Here is a 25,945-nt window from a genome sequence, read left to right as displayed (position 1 = left end):
CCGGGTTACCTCAGCGTACGAATGCGGGGATCGGCGAAGCGATAAAGCAGATCGGCGATCAGGTTACCGACGATCAGCATCATCGACGAGAGCATGATGATCGCCATGATCAGCGGATAGTCCAGCGAGGCGATCGACTGGATCCCGAGCAGCCCCATCCCCGGCCACGAGAAGACGCTTTCCGTCACATAGGCCCCCACAATCAGCTCACCGAACGACAGGCCGAACAGGGTGATCACCGGCAGCAGCACGTTTTTCAGCACGTGGCGGAACAGAATGCTGGAACGCGTGGCGCCGTAGGCCAGCTGGGTCTGCACGTAGTCGGCCGAGAGCTGCGAGATGGTGTTGGAGCGGATGTAGCGCACGTAGCTGGAGAGGTTGTAGAACGTGAGGGCAATACACGGCAGCACGCCGTGACGCAGCACGTCCAGCGCGTTATCTTCCATGCCGATGGTGCGCATACCCATGCTGGGGAACCAGTTAAGCTGCACGGCAAAGACCGTAATGAGCAAGATGCCGAACCAAAAAATCGGCACCGAGATGCCGATATAGGCGAACAGGTTCAGGAGGTGATCCAGCCAGCGGTGCTTAAATGCCCCCGCCAGCAGGCCCAGCGGGATCGCCAGCACGATCGCCATCAGCAGCGACGCGCCCATCAGCCCCAGCGTGGCCGGAATGCGTTCGCCGATCATCTCCAGCACCGGGCGGTGATAAATCAGCGAATAGCCGAGATCGCCCTGCAGGACGTTTTTCAGCCACAGGACGTACTGCGTGACCAGCGGCTTATCCAGCCCCAGGCTCTGGCGAATACGCTCGATATCTTCCGGGGCCATGCGCGGCGTAATGTACGCCGCCACCGGATCGCCGGGCGCGAGCTTGACCAGCAAAAACGCCACCAGTGAAATAAAGAACAGCATCGGCAGCAGCTGCAGCAACCGACGGGTGAGGAGTGTGTTCACGACGTGCCCTTACAAAATCCCCGACCTGACGGCCGGGGCAATCACTTATTTCTGATAGATTTTTGACAGATCCTGGAAAAGATAGACCGGTTTCGGCTCTGCCTCCTGGGTGCCGCCGAAGCGCTTGTCCACCGCGACGGTCGCATTGGTGTAGGCAATCGGGTAGTAGGTCATGTCGTTCGCCACGGTCTGCTGAATGTGCTTGTAGATATCGGCACGTTTCGCGGCGTCGGTTTCCACTGCGCCTTTATCCCACAGGGCATCAAACTGCGGATTTTTGTAGTGCGCATAGTTATAGGCTTCGTTGCTCATGAACAGCGATTTGTAACCGTCCGGCTCGGAGCCCATGATGTAGCCGCCCAGGTTCAGCTCCCACGCGGTGTTGTTCATATCAAGACTGCGCTGAGACATGGCGTTGGAGTCCAGCGGCATCAGCTCCACGTTCACCCCAATCGCCTTCAGCGCCTGCTGAATATAGAGTGCCATGCTCTCCTGGGTTTTGTTGGTGTTCACATACGCCAGGCGCAGCTTGAGGTTGTCCGGCGCGCCGGACGCTTTAAGCAGCTCTTTGGCTTTTTGCAGATCGAATTTGTACTGTTCAACGTCATCCGTCTTGTAAAGCGTATCGGGCGTCAGGAACGAGGTCGCCGGTTTAGCGTAGTCCAGCGAGGTAAACGCGGTCTGGGTGAGCTCGTCTTTGTTGATGGCATACGCGATGGCCTGACGCAGCGCTTTGCTCTTCATCACCGGCACGTTCTGGTTGAACGTCATATAGGCCAGGCGGCCTTCCGGATAGACCACGAAGTCGAACTTACCGGTATTTTTCAGGCGATTCACGTCCTGCGGGTCAACCATCTTGAGGTTGATTTCACCGTTTTGCAGCGCAAGGTTGGCGGCGTTGCTGTCTTTGGCGAAACGGTAGGTAACCGAATCAAGCTTCGCTTTGCCGTTCCAGTAATCATCGAAACGGGTCAGGGCGTAATACTGCCCGGCGCGGTACTCTTTGAATTTGAACGGCCCGGAGCCGACCGGCGCATCGTTTTTGCTGCTCTTTTCCAGGTCACCTTCACCTGCGAACACGTGCTGCGGAATCGGGTAGATCTGAACCAGAGTGCCGGTAAAGGCCGCGCTGACCTGCGGTAAGGTGAACTTAACGGTGCGGTCGTCAACCTTGCTTACCTGTACCGGCTTATCGCCGTAGGTGAACATGCTGCGGAAGAAGCTGTGCTGTTTGGCATCCAGCAGCTTATTGAACGTAAAGACCACGTCGTCCGCCGTCAGCGGCTGTCCGTCCTGCCATTTCAGATTGGGTTTTAACGTCAGGGTGTAGCTCAGGTTGTCGGCGGAGGGCTTCAGGCTTTCCGCCAGGCCCCACTCGATCTTACCGTTGTTGAAGCTATAGAGCGGGGCATAGAGCGCCTGCATGATCGTTAACGTGGTACGGTCGCTGGCATAGAGCGGATTAACGGCTAACGGGTCGCCGGAGGTAATACCGATAATCAGCGAACCGCCCTCTTTTGGCGCGTCGCTTTTTGCCGCAGGGGGGGTATTGGTCTCTTTATTTTTCGCATCATCACAGCCCGCCAGGCCTAACGCGAGCGAAACGACCACTGCCGATAACAGAAGCTTGCGCATCTCACTAACTCCTTGCCTTATAAAGTGTTTATGACTGCATCTTTTATTTATGTTGAAGCATCATATGCAGCTTTATCCGTTTACGCATTAATTATGAAAATGCGATTTTCGATTAAGCTTATGCCGCATTTGATATATATAAGCGCCGGAAGGAATAGCGGCAGATCGATTACGCTCAGTTGGTTAAACGCTTCACAAATCTCCTGCTACACTGCCTCAACACATCACTCAAAAGGCAGGCCAACATGTCAGACAACACGTATCAGCCACCAAAAGTGTGGGAATGGAAAAAGAACAACGGCGGCGCGTTCGCCAACATCAACCGCCCCATTTCCGGCGCGACCCATGAGAAAGATCTACCTGTCGGTTCGCACCCGCTGCAGCTCTACTCGCTGGGAACACCGAACGGCCAGAAAGTGACGATCATGCTCGAAGAGCTGCTGGCGCTGGGCGTGACGGGCGCGGAGTACGACGCGTGGTTGATCCGCATCGGCGAGGGCGATCAGTTCTCCAGCGGCTTCGTTGAGGTGAACCCGAACTCGAAAATACCGGCGCTTCGTGACCACTCCACGAACCCGCCAACGCGCGTATTTGAATCCGGCAATATTCTGCTCTATCTGGCGGAGAAGTTCGGCCACTTCCTGCCGAAAGATCCGGCGGGACGCACCGAAACGCTGAACTGGCTGTTCTGGCTCCAGGGCGCGGCGCCGTTCCTCGGCGGCGGTTTTGGCCACTTCTACAACTACGCCCCGGTGAAAATCGAGTACGCGATTGACCGCTTCACCATGGAAGCCAAACGCCTGTTCGACGTGCTGGATAAACAGCTGGCGCGCGGCCGCTACGTGGCGGGTGAGGAGTACACCATCGCGGATATCGCCATCTGGCCGTGGTTCGGCTGCGTGGCGCTGGGCAGCGTGTACAACGCCGCCGAGTTCCTCGACGCAGAAAAGTACACCAACGTGCAGCGCTGGGCGAAAGACGTGGCGAACCGCCATGCCGTTAAGCGCGGACGTATCGTTAACCGCACCAGCGGTGAGCTGAACGAGCAGCTCCACGAACGCCACGCGGCGAGCGACTTCGAGACCAATACAGAAGACAAACGTCAGGCGTGACGACTAGCCGGGCGGTTCGCCGCCCGGCAACAGAGATCCTTGCTCAGGGCATGATTGGCCTAAAGGTTGAGCCGGCATTGCTGGCACTATCTGTGCGTTTTTCTCACCTCAGAGTGAGAAGCAACGTATCAACCGACAGCAGTCACAAAGGATCTGTTATGAAACTTATTAAAACAACGCTGGTTATCAGCGCCCTCATTTTTTCCACCTCGGGAATGGCCATCGACAAAACCGCCGCTGGCGCGGTAGCAGGCGCAGCCATTGGCGCGGCGACGGGTAAAGATCTGAAATCGACGGTTGGCGGCGCCGTCGTTGGCGCAGGCACCGGTGCCATGTTCAAAAACGGCGACAAAGGTAAAGCCGCGCGTAAAGGTGGTGCGGTAGGTGCTGCCGTGGGCGCAGGTGCCGCGGCGGTTACCGGCAAGAGCGTGCTGAAAGGTGCGGCCGTTGGCGCGGGAACGGGCGCGCTGATTGGTGAAGCGACGCACTGATAAACTTCGCCGGGCGTCGCAGCGCGTGCCCGGCCTCATGACTGTTCAGTAATAACTCCCTGCACCCAATCACGACTATTTGCCCTCAACTTATGGCCAGAAATGTCACCCGGAATACATCAATGGTGATCGTCATACTGATGCTCAATCACCATCCCTTCCGCCACGCTCGCCACATGGCGTGCACGCGGATGATAGACCGGTGCAGGGGCGACATACGTTGTTTGTGCAGGTGCAGGCGCAACGCTTACCGCCTCAGGAACCGTGGCTGACTGCGGAACAATCACGACCTTATACCCGGCAGGGACATCGACCGTGACGCTCTGGGCCATCGCTGTATTGACCACGGCAAAACCTGCCAGGGCAGCAAATAAAATAATACGGTTTTTCATAAATTGAATTATTTCCGGTATCAAGAAGATAATTCATTATGTCGACTGAATCTTAAGACAATATTAATTTTCATGTTCTGGAATGTGCAGAAAATGCCAAATATATTGTTACAAGCAAATACTTTAATATTTAAAAAATAGTGACTTACGTTTTTTAAAAAGGCGGCAAGAAATACGCTTGCATGCCGCCTCACCTGTTATGTTAATACTTAATATCCCGCGCTTTTTGCCGTCCGGACTGTTTCATCTGGCGCTTGTCCTGGCGGCAGTCGTGATTACTCTGGTTATCGTTTGCCACGCAGGTCTGCTTCACCTGCCGTGACGTATCGCGGGTTTCCTGCCTGACATCACGCGCCACGCGCCGTTCCTGCGCCTGCTGGGTCGCACTGGCAAAAACCGAAAACAGCATCAGAAAAATGAAAGAGAGAACAGGGATGACAGATAACGATCTGTTCATAGCAATACCTCATAGAAGAGAGCTCAGAACGTCAGGGGGGTTAGCAAAAGAATAGCAGTTTCAGCGCGAGCTGGAGGGGAATACGTTAATAATGCAAGGCCGCACAAGACGGCCTTGCAACGCTGCGTTATGCCGTCAGGCGGAACTTCTGCACCGAGCGCTGAAGATCTTCGGTCTGGCGCTCCAGCGCCGCCGCCGCCGCGGAAACCTCCTCCACCAGCGAGGCGTTTTGCTGGGTAACGCCGTCCATCTGGGTAATGGCAACCCCGACCTGCGAAATGCCCTTGCTTTGCTCCTCAGAGGCAGAGGCAATTTGCTTCATAATGGTCGTCACTTCCGTCACGTCACGCAAAATCGCATCCATGGTGGTGCCGGTGTCGCCCACCAGCTTCGCCCCCTGCTCCACGCGGGAAACGGAGTCGGTAATCAGCCCCTCAATCTCTTTGGCCGCGTTGGCGCTGCGGCTTGCCAGGTTGCGGACTTCGCCTGCGACGACCGCGAAACCACGGCCCTGTTCGCCCGCGCGCGCCGCTTCAACCGCCGCATTGAGTGCCAGAATATTGGTCTGGAAGGCAATGCTGTTAATGACGTTGGTGATTTCAGCAATTTTCTTCGAGCTTTCCGAAATCCCGCTCATGGTGGTCACCACCTCTTCCACCAGCGAGCCGCCGCGGCTGGCAGTGGTAGAGGCCACATCGGCCAGCTGGCTTGCCTGACGCGCGCTTTCCGCGTTCAGTTTCACCGTGGCGGTCAGCTGTTCCATGCTGGCTGCCGTCTCTTCCAGCGCAGCCGCCTGCTCTTCGGTACGGGACGAGAGATCGTTGTTACCGCTGGAGATCTCCGTCGCGCCGCGCCAGATATTCTCACTGCCGGAGCGGATCGTGCTGACCGCTTCACGCAGGCTGTCCTGCATGGCGCTCAGCAGCGGTACCAGCTGTCCCACGCAGTTGCGGCCGAACGGCTCAATGGGCTGGCTGAGATCGCCCTGGGCAATCTGGCGGAACTGCTGGCGAATGCGATCCAGCGGTTTGACCAGCATCGCCACCAGATAGCGGTCGGTGAAGAGCAGGATCAGCAGGCCGATAATCGTGGCGACGATTATCACCGTGCGGGTCATGCTGGTCAGGCCGTCCACCACCACGCGGGTGCTGTCGAGCGACTTCGCGGCAGCATTGTTGAACTCTTCAGCCGCCGCGCCGAACGCGCGGCTCAGCGGTGGGGTGACGTTGTTGGCCTGCTGACGGTAGCCGTCCAGCGCGCCCAGCTTCGCCTGCTGCATTTGCGGCGTCACGCCCTGTTCAAGCAGCGCCTGCCAGGTGCCGATCACCCGGGAAGAGATCTGCTCATCCATTGGGCCTGGAGAAATGGCTTTCATCTCGGCCAGCTTCTTGCCCATGTTATCCAGCGCCTGCTGGGCAGAGGCCAGATCCGGCGTGCCGCCTGCAGCTTTGACTTCCATCGCTCGGCTCAGACGGGTCACAAAGCGGAAATACTGATCGTTGCCCTGACTGAGCACCGTCATCTGTTTGACCAACTGGCGGTCCACCTCGTTGCCATCTGTAACGCGAGACAGGGACCAGGTGCTGTACAGTCCAACACCCGCCCACATTAAACAAAAGATCCCGAGAATCGCCAGCATGACGAAGCGGATCGTGAAATTACGGAGCATATTCATAAGTCTTCCTTGCCGTGAGGGTGAGTTCGCCCAGAGGCGAGTACTACTCTCGTTATCGGCAGGAACGAGGGAAATTATAACGTTTTGTGATCATTTTTAATTAGCGTGGCTTCACTGGTCGCACAGCCGCCGTTAACCATTATCTTCGCGCTTAGTGATGTGATAAGTTCAGAATGAAAACGACGTTTCAAAAAATTATCGATAAGAAAAGGAGACATCATGTCCTGGTACCCTGACGCTACCCGCTATGAACATATGCAGTACCGCTACTGTGGAAAGAGCGGTCTGCGCCTTCCTGCGCTGTCGCTGGGACTGTGGCACAGCTTCGGCCACGTCCAGCCTCTTGATGCCCAGCGCGCGCTGCTGCGCAAAGCCTTCGACCTCGGCATCACCCATTTCGATCTCGCCAATAACTACGGACCTCCGGCGGGTAGCGCGGAAGAGAATTTCGGCCGCCTGCTGCGGGAGGACTTCGCCGCGTACCGCGACGAGCTGATTATCTCCACCAAGGCGGGTTACGACATGTGGCCAGGGCCGTACGGCTCGGGCGGTTCACGCAAATATCTGCTTGCCAGCCTCGATCAGAGCCTGAAGCGCCTGGGCGTCGAATACGTGGATATTTTCTATTCCCACCGCGTGGATGAAAACACGCCGATGGAAGAGACAGCCTCTGCGCTGGCACAGGCGGTGCAGAGTGGGAAAGCGCTGTATGTGGGCATTTCCTCCTACTCAACCGGGCGCACGCAAAAAATGGCCGAGCTGCTGCGCGAGTGGAAGATCCCCCTGCTGATCCACCAGCCGTCCTATAACCTGCTCAACCGCTGGGTCGATAAGACCGGTTTGCTGGATGCGCTGGCAGCAAACGGGACCGGGTGTATCGCCTTTACCCCGCTGGCGCAGGGGCTGCTGACCGGAAAATACCTGAACGGTATTCCTGAAGATTCACGCATGCAGCGTGAAGGCAAGAAAGTCCGTGGTCTGAACGAAAAAATGCTGACCGAAGCCAACCTGAACAGCCTGCGTTTACTGAGTGAAATGGCGCAGGCGCGCGGTCAGACCATGGCGCAGATGGCGCTAAGCTGGCTGCTGAAAGATGCGCGCGTGACGTCCGTGCTGATTGGCGCAAGCCGCCCGGAACAGCTGGAAGAGAATGTTCAGGCGCTGGAAAACCTGCGCTTTACGGAGGACGAACTCAAGCGGATTGACCAGCATGTTGCGGATGGGGAGTTGAATCTGTGGCAGGCGTCGTCGGATAAATAGTGCGGTCTGATGCCCTCACCCCGGCCCTCTCCCTGTGGGAGAGGGTTAGGGTGAGGGGGAATTACTTCTTACTGATCTTATCCAGATACCCCATCACAAACGCAGAGAGCACAAACGTCAGGTGGATAATGACGTACCACATCAGTTTGTTATCCGGCACGTTCTTCGCGTCCATAAACACGCGTAGCAGGTGGATAGAGGAGATCGCCACAATCGACGCGGCCACTTTATTCTTCAGCGATGACGCATCCATTTTGCCCAGCCAGCTGAGCTTCTCTTTACGCTCGTCGATATCAAGCTGGGAGACAAAATTCTCGTAGCCGGAGAACATCACCATCACCAGCAGCCCGCCCACCAGGGTCATATCCACCAGCGACAGCAGAACCAGAATCAAATCCGCTTCGGCAATGGAAAAAATGTTCGGCAGAACATGCAGGATTTCCTGAAAGAACTTAATCGTCAGCGCGACAAGCGCCAGCGAAAGGCCAAAATAGACGGGGGCCAGTATCCAGCGAGAGGCGTACATGGCATTTTCAAAAAAGCGTTCCATAAAGTCCTGTTTGCAAAAGAAACCAGCGCCCAGTATATCTCAACGGCGCTGACTGTTTGCAATAACTCAACAGTACGCCACTCAGACGTTGTCCGGGTTAACCTCGGGACGGGCGTACTCCGGCCAGACAAGCGCCACCAGCTCAGGATAGGCTTCCAGACTGAACTCGCGAAAACACTGCCGCAAATTTAATACGTCCAGATCGGAATAAGAGACCTTCTCGCCGTTAAGGCAGCGCTTTTTGATATTGTCATAATATTTATACACGGCTGAATTCAGGTCGCTACAGCGACGCTGCGCCTCAAACAGTCCGGGCGTATCATTAATTTCCGACATTTTCATGCGCTTAATTGTCGCGTGTAAAAAGTCGATATATTCGTGGTTCACCCGCCAGTACCAGACCGGCGTAACGGAGTTCATCAATACAGAGAAATGGTCTTCACCTTCCTCTTTTGTCATCAGTTCAGGTTGCGGGGGTTCACTGGTGTCTTTCGACACTTTCGTTTTATTGAACTCCTGCATCAATAAAAGAACACCAGCGGTCAGTAATAGTAATGTGATGACCGTAAAAAAGATGCTGTTCATGGGTAGGCTCCATTTTTTTTGATTTTAAATTTGCCTCATGATATTGTCAACGAATCTCACGCCTTTACCAACCCCACCCTGTTGAAATTAAAGGAAATTGAAAATGCTGCCCGACTATCTCGTCCCGGCTAAGTACCACATCACGCCTGTGGAACAGCAACCGACGGAAGCAGAAAAAGAGGCCAGTTTCACTCAGGGGAAAAGAAAGCTCTCTGATTTCGAGCCCGATATATTAATTGGTGTTTCCCGAACTGGCAAATCCCGAAATATGTTGCTGGAAGAGCACGATCGCCATATAAAAGACCGCTTATTTCGCGCCATAAAAATTGAAGCCTTTGTCCACCTGCTGAATGACCTGCAGGCCGAGGGTGAAATAGATGCCCAGAAACTAAGTCAAATATTGGCCGAGAAAACCGAAGAAATTAACAAAGCGGGCAATGAAATTTGGCTTAACTTAATTACGCGCGAAAAAAACAACCCAATTTTTTATAGCCTTGGGGAGGATTAACGTGAAGGAAGTTAAAAACAACGACGTTTATTTGACTTTAGATGATAAGAAAAGTGATGAATTTATCTTAAAGCAAAATCTCGATGCGCTGCGAAACACAAAAAATGACGAGATGACGCGTATTACCCAGGACCTGGTATCGATCCCGGCAACGCTGGTGCGGCTGAAATGGCAGAATCGCCGTGAAATTTATCCGCTACAGGTCAAAGAAGAAATTTACGGTGCCGTGATGAACACCATCATGGAACAGCGGCCAGAGCTGAAAGAGAAGCTTCTGGGTCGCCTCGAGGCCAATTACCAGTATCTGCTTGCCAGAGAAATCGCCACCCTGCGCCTGACGCGCAAGCTGTCAGACGGTGAGTTCCGTACCTCAAACGTCACCTGCGTGGCGCTTGATGAAGACGCGCTGGCGTCTGGTGCCAGCGCCCCTTCCGAACCGCAACGCTAATTAAATCTGAATACGGCAATCGCCTCTTTTAACTGACCCGTCTGCTGGCGCTGCGCTTCAGCCACCTGCACTGTTTGCGCTACGTGACGCACGTTCTCCTGCACGCTGGCATCGATGCTGGCAATGCTGTCGTTCATCTGCGCAATGCTCGCCCGCTGCTGCTCGCTCATCTGCGACAGCTCCTCCAGCAGAGAGCGAAGCCCTTCGATACTCTCAATGATCGACTTCATTGTCATACCCGCCTGCTCAACCTGCTCGACGCCCTGCAGCGTGGTTGCCTGCGATGCGGTCAGAAGCTGGCGGATATCTTTTGCAGCCCCCTCGCTGCGCTGGGCCAACACGCGCACTTCCGAGGCAACCACCGCGAAGCCTTTGCCATGTTCGCCCGCTCTGGCAGCCTCGACCGAGGCGTTGAGCGACAGAATATTGGTCTGGAACGCAATCCCGTCGATCAGCTCCAGAATGGCGTAAATGCGCTGCGACTCCTCGCGAATGTGCTCCATCGCCGCAATCGCCTGCCGTACGTTATGGCCCCCCTGCTCCGCCACGTTACTGGTACTGAATGCCACCTCCCGAACCTGGCGGGCTTTTTCACTGGTCAGGGTGGCAACAGCCCTTAACTGTTCCATCGCACTGGCCGCCGTCGCCAGCGAACTTGCCTGGTGATCGGTACGTTCCGACAGCGCGCTGTTGCGTTGTCCTAACGCGCGGGATGCCTCCAGCAGTTGCCCAATATTGGCGCTGACCTGCTCAAGCGTGGCGCGCATGGTGCCCAGCGTCAGGCTGAACGTGCGGGCAAAGGAAGACTCTGCGGGGACCGCATCGACGACCAGCGTGAGGTACCCCGGTTCACGGTTGATCACCCCCGCCAGCCTTGCCACCTCGCTCGCCGAGCGGGCGTCCTGCTCCATTCGTATCGCCAGCAGAACCAGAATTGCGGTCTGGACCACCACAAACAGCCCGTGGAAAACCACCATATGAAAGCCGGTGTGCATGAACACCATGACGCCGTAAAGGTCATTCTCCTGCAGATAGTTAAACACCAGATGATGTAACGCGATGACCGCCGCCCCCATCACCAGCGGGCGCCAGTCTCGCCAGGCAAGGAGCGCGGAGAGCAGGACGAAAACCGAGAAATGGTATTCAGTTTCGCCTTCGCCCAGATGAATCAGCAGCGCGGAAAATGCCATTAGCACAAACGCAGAGCTCAGGCGGAGCAACAGCGCGCCGGGAAACAACAGCGTCAGCAGCGTCGATAAACAGACCAGAGAGGTGCCAATAATCGCCCCCTGCACGATATTCTCGTTGATATAGCCCACCCCCAGCGAGATGGCCCACAGCGACCAGATGAGCACCAGTATTAGCCTGTCGGCGCGTCGTCGAATGGCAGAAAGCGAAAACAGATCGTTTTGAGGCGCGTGCGGATACAGCCATGTCATCGTAGCCATAGGGAGTCTCTTGCTGTGCAGGTGAAAAGATCCTTCGAAGAAGGTTTGTTTTTATTATCTTTTTTAAGCGTAGTGGGGATATTCCACGACGCCATTTCAGCCAACGATATATTTTAATGGCTCAGCCGAATACTGATATTTACTTAACTATCAATGGATTATTAATTATTGCTTTATTGATAAGGAAATATGAAGAATGGGGATATACAGCAGAAAATAATAACGATGTTGCGTGGCAGAAAACAAAAAAGCTGGCTTTCGCCAGCTTTCGTTCTATTTTTTGGCCGCTTTTTCTTCGCCGACCAGCCCAATCTTCAGGTAACCCGCCTGATGCAGCGTGTCCATTACCTTCATCATGGTTTCATAATCAACGGTTTTATCCGCACGGAAGAAGACCGTGGTGTCTTTCTTACCGCCCGTAAGCTGATCCAGGGCCGGGATGACAGAGTCGGCCGTCACCGGGTCATTGCCGAGGAACATGGATTTATCCGCCTTCACCGACAGGTAGATAGGCTTCTCCGGGCGCGGCTGGGGCTGGCTGGATGAGGCAGGCAGATTTACCTTCACATCCACCGTCGCCAGCGGCGCAGCCACCATGAAGATAATCAGCAGAACCAGCATAACGTCGATAAACGGCGTCACGTTGATCTCATGCATTTCGCCGTTATCGTCCAGATTTTCGTTTAGACGCATCGCCATACTATCAACCCACGCGCAGTTTGGACGCCGCGTGCACCGGCTTAACCGAGCTGGCATTCAGGTCGAGATCGCGACTTTGCAGCAGCAGAACCTGCGCGGCAACGTCACCCAGCGTGGCTTTGTAGCTGCCAATCATACGCGCGAAGATGTTATAGATAACCACCGCCGGAATCGCCGCGACCAGACCAATCGCCGTCGCCAGCAGCGCTTCTGCGATACCCGGGGCCACAACCGCCAGGTTGGTGGTTTGGGTCTGCGCGATACCGATAAAGCTGTTCATGATGCCCCAGACCGTACCGAACAGACCGATAAACGGTGAGATCGCCCCGATGGTCGCCAGATAACCATTGCCGCGCCCCATGTGTCGGCCAACGGCCGCCACGCGACGCTCCAGGCGGAAACCGGTACGTTCTTTGATGCCTTCGTTATCTTCACTGCCCGCGGAGAGTTCCAGCTCGTTCTGCGCTTCATTCACTAACAGGGTGGTCAGGCTTTTCGCGTGGAAGGATGAGGTCATGTCTGAAGCCTGATCCAGAGAGCGGGCTTCAGCCAGCTGCTGCTGTTCCCTCTTGAGGCGACGCTTCTGCGAAAGCAGCTCGGCGCTCTTGCTGAAGAAGATAGCCCAGGTGACAACGGACGCCAGAATCAGGCCGATCATCACAATCTTAACCACGATGTCAGCATGCTGATACATGCCCCAAACGGAGAGATCCGCCTGCATCAAATTATTACCCACTCTGTATCTCCAGGACGCAAATCACAAAATCTGAACGTAATAATATCAAAACGTCGTCGAATTGATAGTAGTTCTCATTAGTATTTGCATAGTGCCGCAATTTTCGTTCACTTTCCTTGCGCTTACGCAGTAAAAATTTCTTATGCGTTTTTTTGCTAATATTTTCTGCTTATTCGATAAGCCTGCGGGTGCAGTTTTTTCCAATCGTGGTAGTCTGGACGTCCAGACGTATAAAAACAGGGTTAGCGAACATGACAAAGAAGCATCTTGATACCACGCTGGTACAGGCAGGACGCAGCAAAAAATATACTCAGGGATCTGTCAACAGCGTGATTCAACGCGCCTCCTCGCTGGTGTTTGATACCGTTGAGGAGAAAAAAATCGCCACGCGCAACCGCGCGAAAGGCGGCCTGTTTTATGGCCGTCGCGGCACGCTAACCCATTTTTCTCTGCAGGAGGCGATGTGCGAGCTGGAAGGAGGCGCAGGCTGCGCGCTGTTCCCGTGCGGAGCGGCTGCGGTCGCCAACACCATTCTGGCGTTCGTGGAACAGGGCGATCACATCCTGATGACCAACACCGCCTACGAACCCAGCCAGGACTTCTGTACCAAAATTCTCAGCAAGCTCGGCGTGACCACCGGCTGGTTCGACCCGCTGATTGGTGAAGGTATTGCCAAACTTATTCAGCCAAACACGCGCATTGTGTTCCTGGAATCGCCGGGGTCGCTCACCATGGAAGTTCACGACGTGCCGGCTATCGTGAAGGCCGTGCGCAGCAAAGCGCCAGAGGCGATCGTTATGATCGACAACACCTGGGCGGCAGGCGTGCTGTTCAAAGCGCTGGACTTCGACATTGATATCTCGATTCAGGCGGCGACCAAATACCTGATTGGCCACTCGGACGGCATGATCGGTACTGCGGTCTCCAACGCGCGCTGCTGGGATCAGCTGCGTGAAAACGCCTACCTGATGGGCCAGATGGTGGATGCCGACACGGCCTACATGACCAGCCGCGGACTCCGCACGCTGGGCGTTCGCCTGCGTCAGCACCATGAAAGCAGCCTGAAGGTGGCCGAATGGCTGGCGCAGCATCCGCAGGTTGAGCGCGTGAATCACCCCGCGCTACCCGGCAGTAAAGGCCATGAGTTCTGGCAGCGTGACTTTACAGGCAGCAGCGGGTTGTTCTCGTTTGTGCTGAAAAAACGGCTGAATAATGACGAGCTGGCAAGCTATCTGGATAATTTTACTCTCTTCAGCATGGCCTACTCGTGGGGCGGTTTTGAATCCCTCATCCTGGCTAACCAGCCGGAACAGATTGCGGCCCTGCGCCCCGGTGGCGACGTGGACTTCAGCGGTACCCTGATTCGACTGCATATCGGTTTAGAAAATGTTGACGATCTGATTGCGGATTTAGCAGCAGGGTTCGAGCGTATCGTGTAGAGTGCTGGCTGAAAATGTACTCCCTGGACGCTTTTGTGGACACCGCAAGCGGAAAAGTCTGCATGAGTTGCGCCCGGGATCAAACCCGACGGGCGAATAAGGGAGTACAATAGCGCTATATCTGCTGTTCCACAGGAAAGTCCATGGCTGTTATTCAAGATATTATCGCGGCGCTCTGGCACCACGATTTTGCCGCGCTGGCGGATCCTCACGTCGTCGGTATCGTCTATTTCGTGATGTTCGCAACTCTGTTTCTGGAAAATGGATTACTGCCAGCCTCGTTTTTACCCGGTGACAGCCTGCTTTTACTTGCCGGGGCGTTAATCGGTAAAGGCGTCATGGACTTCACGCCAACGATGGTAATCCTGACCTCCGCTGCCAGCCTGGGCTGCTGGCTGAGCTATCTGCAGGGCCGCTGGCTGGGGAACACGCGCGTCGTCAAAAGCTGGCTGGCGCAGCTGCCGCATAAGTATCACCAGCGTGCGACCTGCATGTTTGACCGGCACGGCCTGCTGGCGCTGCTGGCGGGGCGTTTCCTGGCGTTCGTTCGCACCCTTCTGCCGACGATGGCGGGCATTTCCGGCCTGTCGAACCGCCGCTTCCAGTTCTTCAACTGGCTGAGCGCCCTGCTGTGGGTTGGCGTGGTGACGACGCTCGGCTACGCGCTGAATATGATCCCCTTCGTGAAACACCACGAAGATCAGGTGATGACCTTCCTGATGGTGCTGCCGATGTTCCTGCTGGTGGCGGGTCTGGTGGGGACTATCGCGGTGGTGATTAAGAAGAAGTACTGCAGCGCATAATTCAACAAAGCCGGGTGGCGCTATCGCTTACCCGGCCTACGTTTTTCGTCAGACTCCCTGCATCGTTCTTATACGTGACGCATCCTCTCCCGGCGTAACGCCGAAATAGCGCTTAAACTCCCGACTGAACTGCGACGCACTTTCGTAGCCCACCCGCATCGCCGCCGCGCTGGCCTTCATGCCGTCGTGGATCATCAGCATCCGCGCCTTATGCAGCCGGTAGGTTTTGAGGTACTGCAGCGGCGAGGTGCTGGTCACCGATTTAAAATTATGGTGAAACGCCGAGACGCTCATGTTCGCTTCCGCCGCCAGCTGGTCGACGCTGAGGTTTTCCGTGTACTGGCTCTCGATACGCTTGAGCACGCGGCTTATCAGACTGAAGTGGGTCTGTCGGCTCACCAGGGCCAGTAACGCCCCGCCCCCCGGCCCCAGCAGCACGTGGTAGAGAATTTCGCGGATAATCTGCTTGCCCAGAATGCGCGCGTCCAGCGGCCTCTCCATCACGTCCAGCAGACGCTCAATGGCGCAGAGGATCTCTTCCGACAGCGTCGCCGAGTTAATCCCGCTCGACGCCATAGAAGGCTGGAAGAGTTCATCTTCGCCTATCTCCATCAGCAGCTCCTGCAGCTGCAGAATATCGACGTTGACGCGAATACCGGCCAGCGGAACCGCCTCTGTCGCGAAGGTTTCACATTCGAAGGGTAAAGGTACCGTCAGAAGCAGATATTCGTTGGTGTCGTAGCGGAACACGCGCTCGTTGATATAGCCAATTTTATGGCCCGAGAAGAGAAAAACGATGCCCGGCTGGTACATGACCGGCGTGCGCGTCCCTGGCTGCGTGCCATAAAGCAGGCGAATGTCAGGAAGCAGGCCACTGACGCCATTTTCGATATCTATCAGTCTTTTAATCTGCGCAGTGAGCTGCTGGCAGATAGCCTCACGGTTCATCTTGCGTTACTCCGGGTGCGGTTTTCGACGTTGACAGTGTGCGTCGTTTTCCGCGCTTTCTCCAGTGCTCTGTAGAAATGGGCAAGACATCGGCAGGAATGTGCATTGAGGGCGTAGCCCCGGGCGGCCACAATGAGCAGCATCAGGTCGCCCTCTGCGCCACCACGGTTTTTCACCCACTAAAGGGAACGAGCAATGAACAACTTTAATCTTCACACCCCAACCCGCATTCTGTTTGGTAAAGACGCTATCGCCGATCTGCGCGCGCAGATCCCTGCTGACGCCCGCGTGCTGATCACCTACGGTGGCGGCAGCGTGAAAAAAACCGGCGTGCTGGATCAGGTTTACAGCGCGCTGGACGGTCTGGACGTTCGTGAGTTCGGCGGCATCGAGCCAAACCCGTCTTACGAAACGCTGATGAACGCGGTGAAAATCGCCCGCGAAGAAAACATCACCTTCCTGCTGGCGGTCGGCGGCGGCTCCGTGCTGGACGGTACCAAATTCATCGCGGCGGCAGCGCACTACGCTGACGGCATCGATCCATGGCACATTCTGGAAACCCGCGGCAGCGACATCAAAAGCGCTATCCCGATGGGCTCCGTGCTGACCCTTCCGGCCACCGGTTCTGAATCCAACAAGGGCGCGGTGATCTCCCGTAAAACCACCGGTGACAAACAAGCATTCATGAACGAACACGTTCAGCCTGTGTTCGCCATTCTGGATCCGGTTTACACCTATACCCTGCCTGCTCGTCAGGTAGCGAACGGCGTGGTCGACGCCTTTGTTCATACCGTTGAGCAGTACGTCACGTATCCGGTGAATGCCAAAATTCAGGATCGCTTCGCGGAAGGCATTCTGCTGACGCTCGTCGAAGAAGGTCCGAAAGCGCTGAAAGAGCCGGAAAACTACGACGTTCGCGCCAACGTAATGTGGGCCGCCACGCAGGCGCTGAACGGCCTGATCGGGGCTGGCGTGCCGCAGGACTGGGCAACCCACATGCTGGGCCACGAGCTGACGGCAATGCACGGTCTGGACCACGCTCAGACGCTGGCCGTTGTGCTGCCTGCCCTGTGGAACGAAAAACGCGACACCAAACGCGCCAAACTGCTGCAGTACGCTGAACGCGTGTGGAACATCACCGAGGGTTCTGACGATGCGCGTATTGATGCCGCCATCGAAGCGACCCGCAGCTTCTTTGAAGGTCTGGGCGTGCCAACGCGTCTGTCTGGCTACGGCCTGGACGGCAGCTCTATCCCTGCCCTGCTGGCGAAACTCGAAGAGCACGGTATGACCCATCTGGGCGAGCACGGCGACATCACGCTGGACGTCAGCCGTCGTATTTACGAGGCGGCACGCTAAGCGTTTTTGTCCCCCCGACTTTCGTTTTTTGACATTTCGTCCAGACTTAATGCACACCCCATCGCCGGAGGAACCCTCCGGCGATGCGCACCTGAAGGAGGAAAAATGGCAAACCAAACCGTAATCAAGCTGCAGGACGGCAACGTGATGCCCCAGCTGGGGCTAGGTGTATGGAAAGCCGGTAACGACGAGGTCGTCTCCGCCATTCATAAAGCCCTGGAAGTCGGCTACCGGTCGATTGACACTGCCGCCGCGTACAAAAACGAGGACGGCGTGGGTACCGCACTGGCCAGCGCCGGTGTCCCTCGCGATGAGTTGTTCATCACCACTAAACTCTGGAACGACGACCAAAAACGTCCCCGCGAGGCCCTGGAAGAGAGCCTGGAAAAACTCCAGCTCGACTTCGTCGATCTCTGGCTGATGCACTGGCCGGTTCCGGCTATCGATCACTACGTTGATGCCTGGAAAGGGATGATTGAACTGCAGAAAGAGGGGCTGGTGAAAAGCATCGGCGTCTGTAATTTCCAGGTTCATCACCTGCAGCGGCTGATTGACGAGACGGGCGTCGCGCCTGTCATTAACCAGATCGAGCTGCACCCGCTGATGCAGCAGCGCCAGCTTCATGCCTGGAACGCCACGCATAAAATCCAGACCGAGTCCTGGAGCCCGCTGGCGCAGGGTGGCCAGGGCGTGTTCGATCAAAAAATTATCCGCGAACTGGCGGATAAATACGGCAAAAGCCCGGCGCAGATCGTCATTCGCTGGCATCTGGACAACGGCCTGGTGGTGATACCGAAATCAGTCACGCCGTCGCGCATCGCCGAGAACTTCGACGTCTGGGATTTCCGTCTGGACAAAGACGAGCTGGGTGAGATTGCGAAGCTGGATAAGGGTAAGCGGCTTGGGCCGGACCCGGATCAGTTTGGCGGGTAATACCTAAAACGAGCCTGGTCTTCCGCCGGGCTCGTTTTAATCTATAAACCGGACTGACATCTCGCTTCTCCGGGAAGATCAGGCAATGTGCAAATAACGTTATACACTTTCCCTTCAAGTTTATGTGGCCCACCGAGACCGCCGCCTGCTTCTGCATCATATTCCTTTCCGTTGACACTTATCTGGAGCGGGGTGTGATAAATCCAGTCCATCGGACCTATTGGCAGAAAAAAGATCCACTCATGCTGGCTCTGAAAAGCAAAACGACCGTTGTCGTCAGAAAGCGTTTGCTCCCTCTCTAATGTTATTTTAGCGCCAGAGACTGGCTTACCTGCGCTGTCGATTAGACGTCCTTCCACTTCTGGCTGTGTCTGGCGGTGCATTACACAACCGCATAACGTCAGGCCAATCAGCATCGTTCCTGTTAACTTCCTTATTTTCATTTTGGGCCTCCTATCCTTATGCAGAAAAAAGCCGGGTGGCGGGTGCGCCTTACCCGGCCTACGCACTGACCTGTAGGCCCGGTAAGCGCAGCGCCACCGGGCATTGTTACAGGTTTAACCGATCTTACGTTTTACGTTCTTCTTCGTTCCCGCCCCACCGTTCGAACGCTGATGCACAATTGGCGTGTGCTTGGTCAGCGCCGGGCGCGTATTGCGGTTCTGGCGACGCGCTTCGCGCATCTCCTCCAGCGTCGGGGCCGGTACCAGACAGTCGCGGCGCGAGCCGATCAGGTGTTTTTTACCCATCTCTTCCAGCGCCTGGCGGATCAGCGGCCAGTTTTTCGGATCGTGGTAACGCAGCAGCGCCTTGTGCAGACGACGCTGTTTATCCCCTTTCGGCACCACCACCTCTTCACTCTTATAGCCAATCTTACTCAGCGGGTTCTTGCCGGTGTAATACATAGTCGTCGAGTTGGCGAGCGGTGATGGATAGAAGTTCTGCACCTGATCCAGACGGAAGCGACGCTGCTTCAGCCACAGCGCCAGGTTCACCATGTCCTCATCGCGCGTGCCCGGGTGGGCGGAGATGAAGTACGGGATCAGATACTGCTCTTTGCCCGCCTGCTTGGAATAGGTGTCGAAAAGCTCTTTAAAGCGATCGTAGCTGCCCATGCCCGGCTTCATCATCTTCGACAGCGGGCCTTCTTCGGTATGCTCCGGCGCAATCTTCAGATAGCCGCCGACGTGATGCGTCGCCAGCTCTTTGATGTAGCGCGGATCTTCCACGGCGATGTCGTAACGTACCCCGGACGCGATGAGGATCTTCTTGATGCCCTTCAGATCGCGCGCGCGGCGGTAGAGGTTGATCGTCGGCTCGTGGTTGGTGTCCATGTGCTCGCAAATGCTCGGATAGACGCAGGAGAGGCGACGACAGGTTTGCTCCGCGCGCGGCGACTTGCAGCGCAGCATGTACATGTTGGCGGTTGGGCCACCGAGGTCAGAAATCACACCGGTAAAGCCCGGCACCGTGTCGCGAATCGCTTCGATCTCATTGATGATCGACTCTTCCGAACGGCTCTGGATAATACGGCCTTCGTGCTCGGTAATGGAGCAGAAGGAGCATCCGCCGAAGCAGCCGCGCATGATGTTGATCGAGAAACGGATCATCTCATACGCCGGGATGCGGGCGTTGCCGTACGCCGGGTGCGGCACGCGCTTGTACGGCAGCGCAAAGACGCTGTCCATCTCTTCGGTGGAGAGCGGGATGGCCGGCGGGTTGATCCAGATAAAGCGCTCGCCGTGCTTCTGCATCAGCGCGCGGGCGCAGCCCGGGTTGGTTTCATGGTGCAGAATACGGGACGCGTGCGCGTAGAGCACCTTGTCGGCTTTCACCTTCTCGTAGGACGGCAGCAACACGTAGGTCTTTTCCCACGGTTTCGGGCGCGGCGGCTGCACGACGATAGCCTTTGCTTCCGCTTTTTTCGGCTCAACCGGCTTGTTATCGGCACACGGCAGATCTTCACCGTACGGGTGTGGGATCGGGTCGATTTTGCCCGGCATATCAATGATGCGGGAATCCACACCGCGCCAGCCCGGCAGCGCCTCTTTCACCATGATGGCGGTATTGCGCACGTCACGGATGCTGTTCACCGGCTCGCCCTGCGACAGACGGTGCGCCACTTCCACCAGCGGACGCTCGCCGTTGCCGTAAATCAGCATGTCGGCTTTGGAGTCCACCAGCACCGAGCGGCGAACGGTATCAGACCAGTAATCGTAGTGCGCGGTACGGCGCAGGCTCGCCTCGATGCCGCCCAGGATCACCGGGACGTCTTTCCAGGCTTCTTTGCAGCGCTGGGTATAGACGAGGGTCGCGCGGTCGGGGCGTTTACCCGCCACGTTATCCGGCGTGTAGGCGTCGTCATGACGCAGCTTACGGTCGGCGGTATAGCGGTTGATCATCGAGTCCATGTTGCCTGCGGTCACGCCGAAGAACAGGTTGGGTTTACCCAGACGCATAAAGTCGTCTTTGCTGTTCCAGTCAGGCTGGGAGATGATCCCCACGCGGAAGCCCTGCGCCTCAAGCATACGGCCACAGATGGCCATGCCGAAGCTCGGATGGTCAACGTAGGCATCGCCCGTGACCAGAATAATGTCGCAGCTGTCCCAGCCCAGTTGGTCCATCTCTTCCCGGTACATCGGCAGGAACGGCGCCGGTCCAAAGCAGGCCGCCCAGTACTGGGGCCAGGAGAAGAGGTCACGATCCGGCTGGATCAGGGAAATTGCGCTCATAATGCTTCCGAAGAAAAAATAGACAAAAGGAGCGGGATTATACGCTGGATCAATGTGGGAAATGAAGGGGTATTATGCGGGCTGTTGCCCTCACCCCAGCCCTCTCCCACAGGGAGAGGGAGAAAAGCAATTTACGGCGCCGGATTGATCAGCATCTGCCCTACCGAGCCCCTGTCCATCATCTCCAGCGTCTGGCTGTGGAACAGGAACGGGAAGTGCGGCCACGAAGGCTGACCGTAGTAGACGAGCAGTTCGACCTGACCGTCCACCCAGACGGTATCTTTCCAGCCGCGATCTTCCGGGAACGGCATCGCGCCGTTGACGTTGCGGATCAGGAATGACACCCCTTCAATATGGAACGACTGCGGCATATCCGAACGAACCGTCCAGCGCTCCCAGGTGCCCTGCTGCGCGGTGATGTCGATGCGGTTGACGTCCCACAGCGCGCCGTTGATCCCCGGATCGTCGCCCAGGCTGATATCACGGCTGCGCACCGGCGAGCCGCTCATGATCTCCTGCGGCAGCAGACGCATTGGCAGGCTGTCGGTCACCAGCGGCAGCAGACCGGTTGGACGCAGGGTCAGCACCAGGGTCGAGACAAGTATGCTCGACGGTTCAAAGAACCCGCGAATACGGTCAACAATGCTGGCCGCTTCGCCGCAGGTGACAGACACTTCATCCCCATTGGTCATATCAATAAGCACTTCGCGACGTTCCCCCGGCGAGAGCGCCAGCTGTTTGACGGAAACCGGCGCCGGTAAAAAGCCCTGATCGCCGGAAATTACGTGCAGCGGACGGCCATCGCTCATTTTCAACTGATAGCGGCGCGAGTTAGACGCGTTGAGCAGACGCAGGCGCACCCAGCCACGGGACACTTCTACATACGGGCTCTGCGCGCCGTTTACCAGCAGCGTATCGCCAACGAAGCCGCCGCTGCCCGGTTCGCTGTATTCCGGCGTACCGAAATTATCCAGACGTTTGTCCTGGATGATAATGGGGAAGTCATCCACGCCGTAGTGGTTCGGGATCGGCAGGGATTTGCTGACCTCATCTTCCACCAGCCACATTCCGGCCAGGCCGTTATAGACCTGCTGCGCCGTGCGGTTAGGCGTGTTGGCGTGATACCACAGGGTTGCCGCGCTCTGGCGAATCGGCAGAACGGGCGCCCAGTCGGCGCTGGGGGACATCATGCGCGCCGCGCCGCCAATCAGCGGGCCAGGCACCTGCAGGCCGCTGATGGTCATGGCGACATTTTCAGGGGTGCGGTTACTGTAGATGAGCTTTACGTCATCGCCATTCCACACGCGAATGGTCGGCCCAAGGTAACGTCCGTTAATGCCCCAGACGGGTGCACGCGTCCCCTGGGTAAAGGACCAGTGGCTGCGCTGCAGCGTCAGAAAAAGCGGCTGACCGCGACGGGATTCAATGAGTGGCGGAATAGGCAGCGGCTGTTGCTGCCCGGCGGCGCTGGCTGTCAGCGGCATCGCACCCGCACAAAGGGCGATCCCCGAAGCCTGAATAAACTGACGCCGACTGAGTGACATATAAGCTCCATCTGAAACGACTAACAACGCGGGAATTCGTTTTCCCTTCAACGCCGGATTAAATCTTACCGGCGGCTTCTCTCTCTGCGACTTCTTTGTCGAGCAGCGCAATATGCTCAGCCATCAGATCACGGCAGTGCGCGGCCAGCTCGCGCACCTGATCTTTACCGTATTTGCTGGTATCGACGGGTGGCAGCATTTCGACAATCACCAGCCCGTTATTCAGGCGGTTAAGATTAATCTTATTCGAAGTATTGGAAACGCACACAGGAATAATTGGAACACCTGCCGCAATTGCGGCATGAAACGCACCGGTTTTAAACGGCAGCAGGCCGCGGCCGCGGCTGCGCGTCCCTTCCGGGAACATCCAGATTGAAATTTTGCGCTTTTTAAAATGATTCACCACTTCCGCAATGGTGCTGTGCGCTTTTGCACGGTTGTTACGGTCGATCAGCAGGTTACCGGTAAGCCAGTACAGCTGACCAAAAAACGGGATCCACAGCAGGCTTTTTTTGCCCACCGTCACGGTCGGTGGAAGCACGATATTAGAGGCCGTCACCATATCGTAGTTGTTCTGATGGTTGGCGATATAGATGGCGTTACCGAAATTCTCCGCCCCTTCCGGCAGACGTTTTTCAACCTTCAGACCGAACAGCGGCGCAAGGCGACCAAACATATGGCCGAAGGTGGCGACATGCTTCGGATTACGCGGGCTGAACAGGCAATAAATAGAGCCGAAAATACAGACCAGAATGCAGTAGATAACGGTAAGAATAAGACGAACAATATATAGCATAGCGACCTCTGAAGCCCCAACAGCTGACAATTATACTTCACCTGTGGCCAGGTAAGGACTTTATTACGAGCGCGTATTGTTAATCGCAACGCACGAATTAACAACGATTTTACGGGAAATTTTATTGAAATTCCCCCTCCGGACAGAGGGGGATATCACGACATTACTCTTCGCTGTCACCCGCGGTGCTGCGTGCAGGAGAGTCAATCTCCACGCGGTCAATACGCTGCAGACCGCGCATCAGCGAGCCACGGCGACCGCGCTCACCCACCACCTTCTGCAGCTCTTCCGGACGAAGCTTGATTTTGCGCTTGCCGACGTGAATGGTCAGCGTGCTCTGCGGCGGCAGGAGGAAGAGGTGCGCCAGGCCATCTTCGCCTTTCGCGGCCTCTGCCGACGGGATGTTGATAATCTTGTTGCCCTTGCCTTTCGACAGCTCCGGCAGATCGCTGACCGGGAACATCAGCATACGTCCGGCGGTGGTGATCGCCAGCAGCATGTCGCTTTCGTTCTCAATCACCAGCGGTGCCATCACGTGGGCGTTGTCCGGCAGGCTAATCAGCGCCTTACCGGCACGGTTGCGGGAAACCAGATCGTTAAAGGTACAGATAAAGCCGTAGCCTGCATCAGACGCCAGCAGCAGCTTCTGCTCATCGGCTTCCATCAGCATATGGTCAACCGTCGCGCCCGGCGGCAACGTCAGCTTGCCGGTGAGCGGCTCGCCCTGCCCGCGCGCGGAAGGCAGCGTGATTGGGTCGATGGCGTAGCTGCGGCCGGTGGAATCGATAAACGCCACCGGCTGGTTGCTCTTCCCTTTCACCGCCGCTTTGAAGCTGTCGCCCGCTTTGTAGCTCAGCCCCGGCGCGTCGATATCGTGGCCTTTGGCGCTGCGCACCCAGCCGCTCTGCGACAGGACAATGGTCACCGGCTCGGACGGCTGCATGTCGTGCTCGTTCATCGCCTTCGCTTCTTCGCGCTCGTGCAGCGGAGAACGACGGTCGTCGCCGAAGGCGTCGGCATCGGCCTGCAGCTCTTTCTTCAGCAGGGTGTTCATCTTGCGTTCGGACGCGAGGATCGCCTGCAGCTGATCGCGCTCTTTTTCCAGCTCGTTCTGCTCGCCGCGGATCTTCATCTCTTCCAGTTTGGCGAGATGGCGCAGCTTCAGCTCGAGGATCGCTTCGGCCTGGGTTTCGCTGATGCCAAAGCGCGACATCAGGGCGGGCTTCGGCTCGTCCTCGGTACGGATGATCTCAATCACCTCGTCGATATTGAGGAACGCCACCAGCAAACCTTCAAGGATATGCAGGCGCTTAAGCACTTTCTCCAGACGATGGTTCAGACGACGGCGTACCGTATCGCGGCGGAACGTCAGCCATTCGGTGAGGATCTCCAGCAGGTTTTTCACCGCCGGGCGTCCGTCGAGGCCGATCATGTTCAGGTTGATGCGGTAGCTTTTTTCCAGATCGGTGGTGGCAAACAGGTGGTTCATCACCTGCTCCATGTCCACGCGGTTGGAGCGCGGCACAATCACCAGACGGGTCGGGTTCTCGTGGTCAGACTCGTCGCGCAGGTCGTCCACCATCGGCAGCTTTTTATTGCGCATCTGGGAGGCGATCTGCTCCAGCACTTTGGCACCGGAAACCTGATGCGGCAGCGCGGTGATCACCACGGCGCCGTCTTCTTTATTCCACACCGCGCGCATGCGCACGGAGCCGCGACCGTTCTGGTAGATTTTGCGGATTTCCGCACGCGAGGTAATGATTTCGGCTTCGGTCGGGAAATCCGGCCCCTGCACGATATCCAGCAGATCGTCGAGCGAGGCTTTCGGCTGCTCAATCAGGGTGATGGCGGCTTTCGCCACTTCACGCAGGTTGTGCGGCGGAATGTCCGTCGCCATACCGACCGCAATACCGGTGGTGCCGTTCAGCAGGATATTCGGCAGACGCGCAGGCAGCATCTTCGGCTCCTGCAGCGTACCGTCGAAGTTCGGTACCCAGTCAACGGTCCCCTGACCCAGCTCGCCCAGCAGCACTTCGGCATATTTAGACAGACGGGATTCGGTATAACGCATCGCCGCGAAGGATTTCGGATCGTCCGGCGCCCCCCAGTTCCCCTGGCCATCCACCAGCGGGTAGCGGTAAGAGAACGGCTGGGCCATCAGCACCATCGCTTCATAACAGGCGCTGTCGCCGTGCGGATGGTATTTACCCAGCACGTCACCGACGGTACGGGCGGATTTCTTGAACTTGGCGGTGGCGTTCAGCCCCAGCTCGGACATCGCATAGACGATGCGGCGCTGAACGGGCTTCAGGCCATCCCCGATAAACGGCAACGCCCTGTCCATGATGACGTACATGGAGTAGTTCAGGTAGGCGTTTTCCGTGAATTCATGTAGCGCGAGGCGCTCTGCCATATCGCTCATTACGTGTGATTCCT

The 25,945-nt window shown here is 56.6% G+C and carries 25 protein-coding genes; 9 read left to right on the top strand and 16 right to left on the bottom strand.

Features of this window, described 5'->3' with window-relative positions; all coding sequences use genetic code 11:
- Nucleotides 1-5: 5 nt before the first annotated feature.
- Together AC0TN7_RS13690 and AC0TN7_RS13685 are read right to left on the bottom strand one after the other, a co-directional pair.
- Nucleotides 6-959, bottom strand: a complete 954-nt coding sequence (locus AC0TN7_RS13690; protein WP_024906524.1) for an ABC transporter permease subunit — start codon at nt 957-959, stop codon at nt 6-8.
- 45 nt (nt 960-1,004) lie between these two features.
- Nucleotides 1,005-2,594 (bottom strand): ABC transporter substrate-binding protein, encoded by a 1,590-nt coding sequence (locus tag AC0TN7_RS13685; RefSeq protein WP_473702208.1) that lies wholly within the window; start codon nt 2,592-2,594, stop codon nt 1,005-1,007.
- Nucleotides 2,595-2,839: 245 nt separating this feature from the next.
- On the opposite strand from AC0TN7_RS13685, the gene yghU reads away from it, so the two are divergent.
- Nucleotides 2,840-3,706, top strand: coding sequence for a glutathione-dependent disulfide-bond oxidoreductase (yghU, locus tag AC0TN7_RS13680; RefSeq protein WP_008499796.1), 867 nt, complete (start codon nt 2,840-2,842; stop codon nt 3,704-3,706).
- A gap of 158 nt (nt 3,707-3,864) precedes the next feature.
- Nucleotides 3,865-4,197 (top strand): glycine zipper domain-containing protein, encoded by a 333-nt coding sequence (locus AC0TN7_RS13675; protein WP_008499797.1) that lies wholly within the window; start codon nt 3,865-3,867, stop codon nt 4,195-4,197.
- A gap of 119 nt (nt 4,198-4,316) precedes the next feature.
- Here AC0TN7_RS13675 and AC0TN7_RS13670 read toward each other — a convergent pair whose 3' ends face one another.
- From AC0TN7_RS13670 to AC0TN7_RS13660, 3 genes are all read right to left on the bottom strand, one after another.
- Nucleotides 4,317-4,589, bottom strand: coding sequence for a hypothetical protein (locus AC0TN7_RS13670; protein ID WP_463727311.1), 273 nt, complete (start codon nt 4,587-4,589; stop codon nt 4,317-4,319).
- Between the two features lie 202 nt (nt 4,590-4,791).
- A complete protein-coding gene (locus AC0TN7_RS13665; protein WP_473702207.1) occupies nt 4,792-5,046 on the bottom strand; it encodes a hypothetical protein in 255 nt (84 codons plus the stop codon).
- Nucleotides 5,047-5,173: 127 nt separating this feature from the next.
- On the bottom strand, nt 5,174-6,721 hold the full coding sequence (locus AC0TN7_RS13660) for a methyl-accepting chemotaxis protein (RefSeq protein ID WP_024906520.1): 1,548 nt from the start codon (nt 6,719-6,721) through the stop codon (nt 5,174-5,176).
- 219 nt (nt 6,722-6,940) lie between these two features.
- Here AC0TN7_RS13660 and AC0TN7_RS13655 point away from each other — a divergent pair, with 219 nt between their 5' ends.
- The gene (locus AC0TN7_RS13655; RefSeq protein ID WP_473702206.1) at nt 6,941-7,981 is read left to right on the top strand and encodes an aldo/keto reductase; all 1,041 of its coding nucleotides are present in this window, start codon (nt 6,941-6,943) and stop codon (nt 7,979-7,981) included.
- Nucleotides 7,982-8,042: 61 nt separating this feature from the next.
- Here AC0TN7_RS13655 and AC0TN7_RS13650 read toward each other — a convergent pair whose 3' ends face one another.
- Nucleotides 8,043-8,531 (bottom strand): TIGR00645 family protein, encoded by a 489-nt coding sequence (locus tag AC0TN7_RS13650; RefSeq protein WP_023333400.1) that lies wholly within the window; start codon nt 8,529-8,531, stop codon nt 8,043-8,045.
- 81 nt (nt 8,532-8,612) lie between these two features.
- A complete protein-coding gene (locus AC0TN7_RS13645) occupies nt 8,613-9,116 on the bottom strand; it encodes an ESA_00282 family adhesion-associated protein (RefSeq protein ID WP_023309170.1) in 504 nt (167 codons plus the stop codon).
- Nucleotides 9,117-9,219: 103 nt separating this feature from the next.
- Between AC0TN7_RS13645 and AC0TN7_RS13640 the strand changes: the two genes are divergently transcribed.
- Both AC0TN7_RS13640 and AC0TN7_RS13635 read left to right on the top strand, forming a co-directional pair.
- The gene (locus AC0TN7_RS13640) at nt 9,220-9,624 is read left to right on the top strand and encodes a hypothetical protein (protein ID WP_048990472.1); all 405 of its coding nucleotides are present in this window, start codon (nt 9,220-9,222) and stop codon (nt 9,622-9,624) included.
- A 1-nt stretch (nt 9,625) separates the two neighbouring features.
- Complete coding sequence (locus AC0TN7_RS13635; RefSeq protein WP_061714475.1) at nt 9,626-10,072, top strand: hypothetical protein; 447 nt, start codon at nt 9,626-9,628, stop codon at nt 10,070-10,072.
- Here AC0TN7_RS13635 and AC0TN7_RS13630 read toward each other — a convergent pair.
- The 3 genes from AC0TN7_RS13630 to exbB all read right to left on the bottom strand — a co-directional run bounded on the left by AC0TN7_RS13630 (nt 10,069) and on the right by exbB (nt 12,955).
- The gene (locus AC0TN7_RS13630; RefSeq protein WP_473702205.1) at nt 10,069-11,520 is read right to left on the bottom strand and encodes a methyl-accepting chemotaxis protein; all 1,452 of its coding nucleotides are present in this window, start codon (nt 11,518-11,520) and stop codon (nt 10,069-10,071) included. The two genes, AC0TN7_RS13635 and AC0TN7_RS13630, sit on opposite strands and share 4 nt — an antisense overlap.
- A 273-nt stretch (nt 11,521-11,793) precedes the next feature.
- Nucleotides 11,794-12,219, bottom strand: coding sequence for a TonB system transport protein ExbD (gene exbD, locus AC0TN7_RS13625; protein ID WP_024906515.1), 426 nt, complete (start codon nt 12,217-12,219; stop codon nt 11,794-11,796).
- 4 nt (nt 12,220-12,223) lie between these two features.
- Nucleotides 12,224-12,955, bottom strand: a complete 732-nt coding sequence (gene exbB / locus AC0TN7_RS13620) for a tol-pal system-associated acyl-CoA thioesterase (protein WP_024906514.1) — start codon at nt 12,953-12,955, stop codon at nt 12,224-12,226.
- Between the two features lie 251 nt (nt 12,956-13,206).
- Here exbB and metC point away from each other — a divergent pair, with 251 nt between their 5' ends.
- Together metC and yghB are read left to right on the top strand one after the other, a co-directional pair.
- The gene (metC, locus tag AC0TN7_RS13615; RefSeq protein WP_407821001.1) at nt 13,207-14,394 is read left to right on the top strand and encodes a cystathionine beta-lyase; all 1,188 of its coding nucleotides are present in this window, start codon (nt 13,207-13,209) and stop codon (nt 14,392-14,394) included.
- Nucleotides 14,395-14,537: 143 nt separating this feature from the next.
- Complete coding sequence (gene yghB, locus AC0TN7_RS13610; protein ID WP_024906512.1) at nt 14,538-15,197, top strand: DedA family general envelope maintenance protein YghB; 660 nt, start codon at nt 14,538-14,540, stop codon at nt 15,195-15,197.
- 48 nt (nt 15,198-15,245) lie between these two features.
- Here yghB and AC0TN7_RS13605 read toward each other — a convergent pair whose 3' ends face one another.
- Nucleotides 15,246-16,145: an AraC family transcriptional regulator gene (locus AC0TN7_RS13605; protein WP_473702204.1), complete on the bottom strand. Its 900-nt coding sequence runs from the start codon at nt 16,143-16,145 to the stop codon at nt 15,246-15,248.
- A gap of 195 nt (nt 16,146-16,340) precedes the next feature.
- Between AC0TN7_RS13605 and yqhD the strand changes: the two genes are divergently transcribed.
- Together yqhD and dkgA are read left to right on the top strand one after the other, a co-directional pair.
- Nucleotides 16,341-17,504: an alcohol dehydrogenase gene (yqhD, locus tag AC0TN7_RS13600; RefSeq protein ID WP_024906510.1), complete on the top strand. Its 1,164-nt coding sequence runs from the start codon at nt 16,341-16,343 to the stop codon at nt 17,502-17,504.
- Nucleotides 17,505-17,609: 105 nt separating this feature from the next.
- Complete coding sequence (gene dkgA, locus AC0TN7_RS13595) at nt 17,610-18,437, top strand: 2,5-didehydrogluconate reductase DkgA (protein WP_024906509.1); 828 nt, start codon at nt 17,610-17,612, stop codon at nt 18,435-18,437.
- Nucleotides 18,438-18,478: 41 nt separating this feature from the next.
- Here dkgA and AC0TN7_RS13590 read toward each other — a convergent pair whose 3' ends face one another.
- The 5 genes from AC0TN7_RS13590 to parC all read right to left on the bottom strand — a co-directional run bounded on the left by AC0TN7_RS13590 (nt 18,479) and on the right by parC (nt 25,931).
- Nucleotides 18,479-18,880: a transthyretin-like family protein gene (locus AC0TN7_RS13590; protein WP_024906508.1), complete on the bottom strand. Its 402-nt coding sequence runs from the start codon at nt 18,878-18,880 to the stop codon at nt 18,479-18,481.
- Nucleotides 18,881-18,994: 114 nt separating this feature from the next.
- Complete coding sequence (locus tag AC0TN7_RS13585) at nt 18,995-21,169, bottom strand: YgiQ family radical SAM protein (protein WP_473702203.1); 2,175 nt, start codon at nt 21,167-21,169, stop codon at nt 18,995-18,997.
- A 131-nt stretch (nt 21,170-21,300) separates the two neighbouring features.
- Nucleotides 21,301-22,713, bottom strand: a complete 1,413-nt coding sequence (gene ftsP / locus AC0TN7_RS13580; protein WP_032650246.1) for a cell division protein FtsP — start codon at nt 22,711-22,713, stop codon at nt 21,301-21,303.
- A 58-nt stretch (nt 22,714-22,771) separates the two neighbouring features.
- Nucleotides 22,772-23,509 carry a 1-acylglycerol-3-phosphate O-acyltransferase gene (gene plsC / locus AC0TN7_RS13575; RefSeq protein WP_024906505.1) on the bottom strand — a complete coding sequence of 246 codons (738 nt, stop codon included), beginning with the start codon at nt 23,507-23,509 and terminating at the stop codon, nt 22,772-22,774.
- 163 nt (nt 23,510-23,672) lie between these two features.
- Nucleotides 23,673-25,931, bottom strand: a complete 2,259-nt coding sequence (parC, locus tag AC0TN7_RS13570) for a DNA topoisomerase IV subunit A (RefSeq protein ID WP_032650247.1) — start codon at nt 25,929-25,931, stop codon at nt 23,673-23,675.
- Between the last annotated feature and the right edge of the window lie 14 nt (nt 25,932-25,945).

This window comes from Enterobacter sp. PL_is511, from assembly GCF_055816065.1.
The sequence above is the reverse complement of the archived record's forward strand: the minus strand, read 5'-3'. Positions and strand labels throughout refer to the sequence as shown.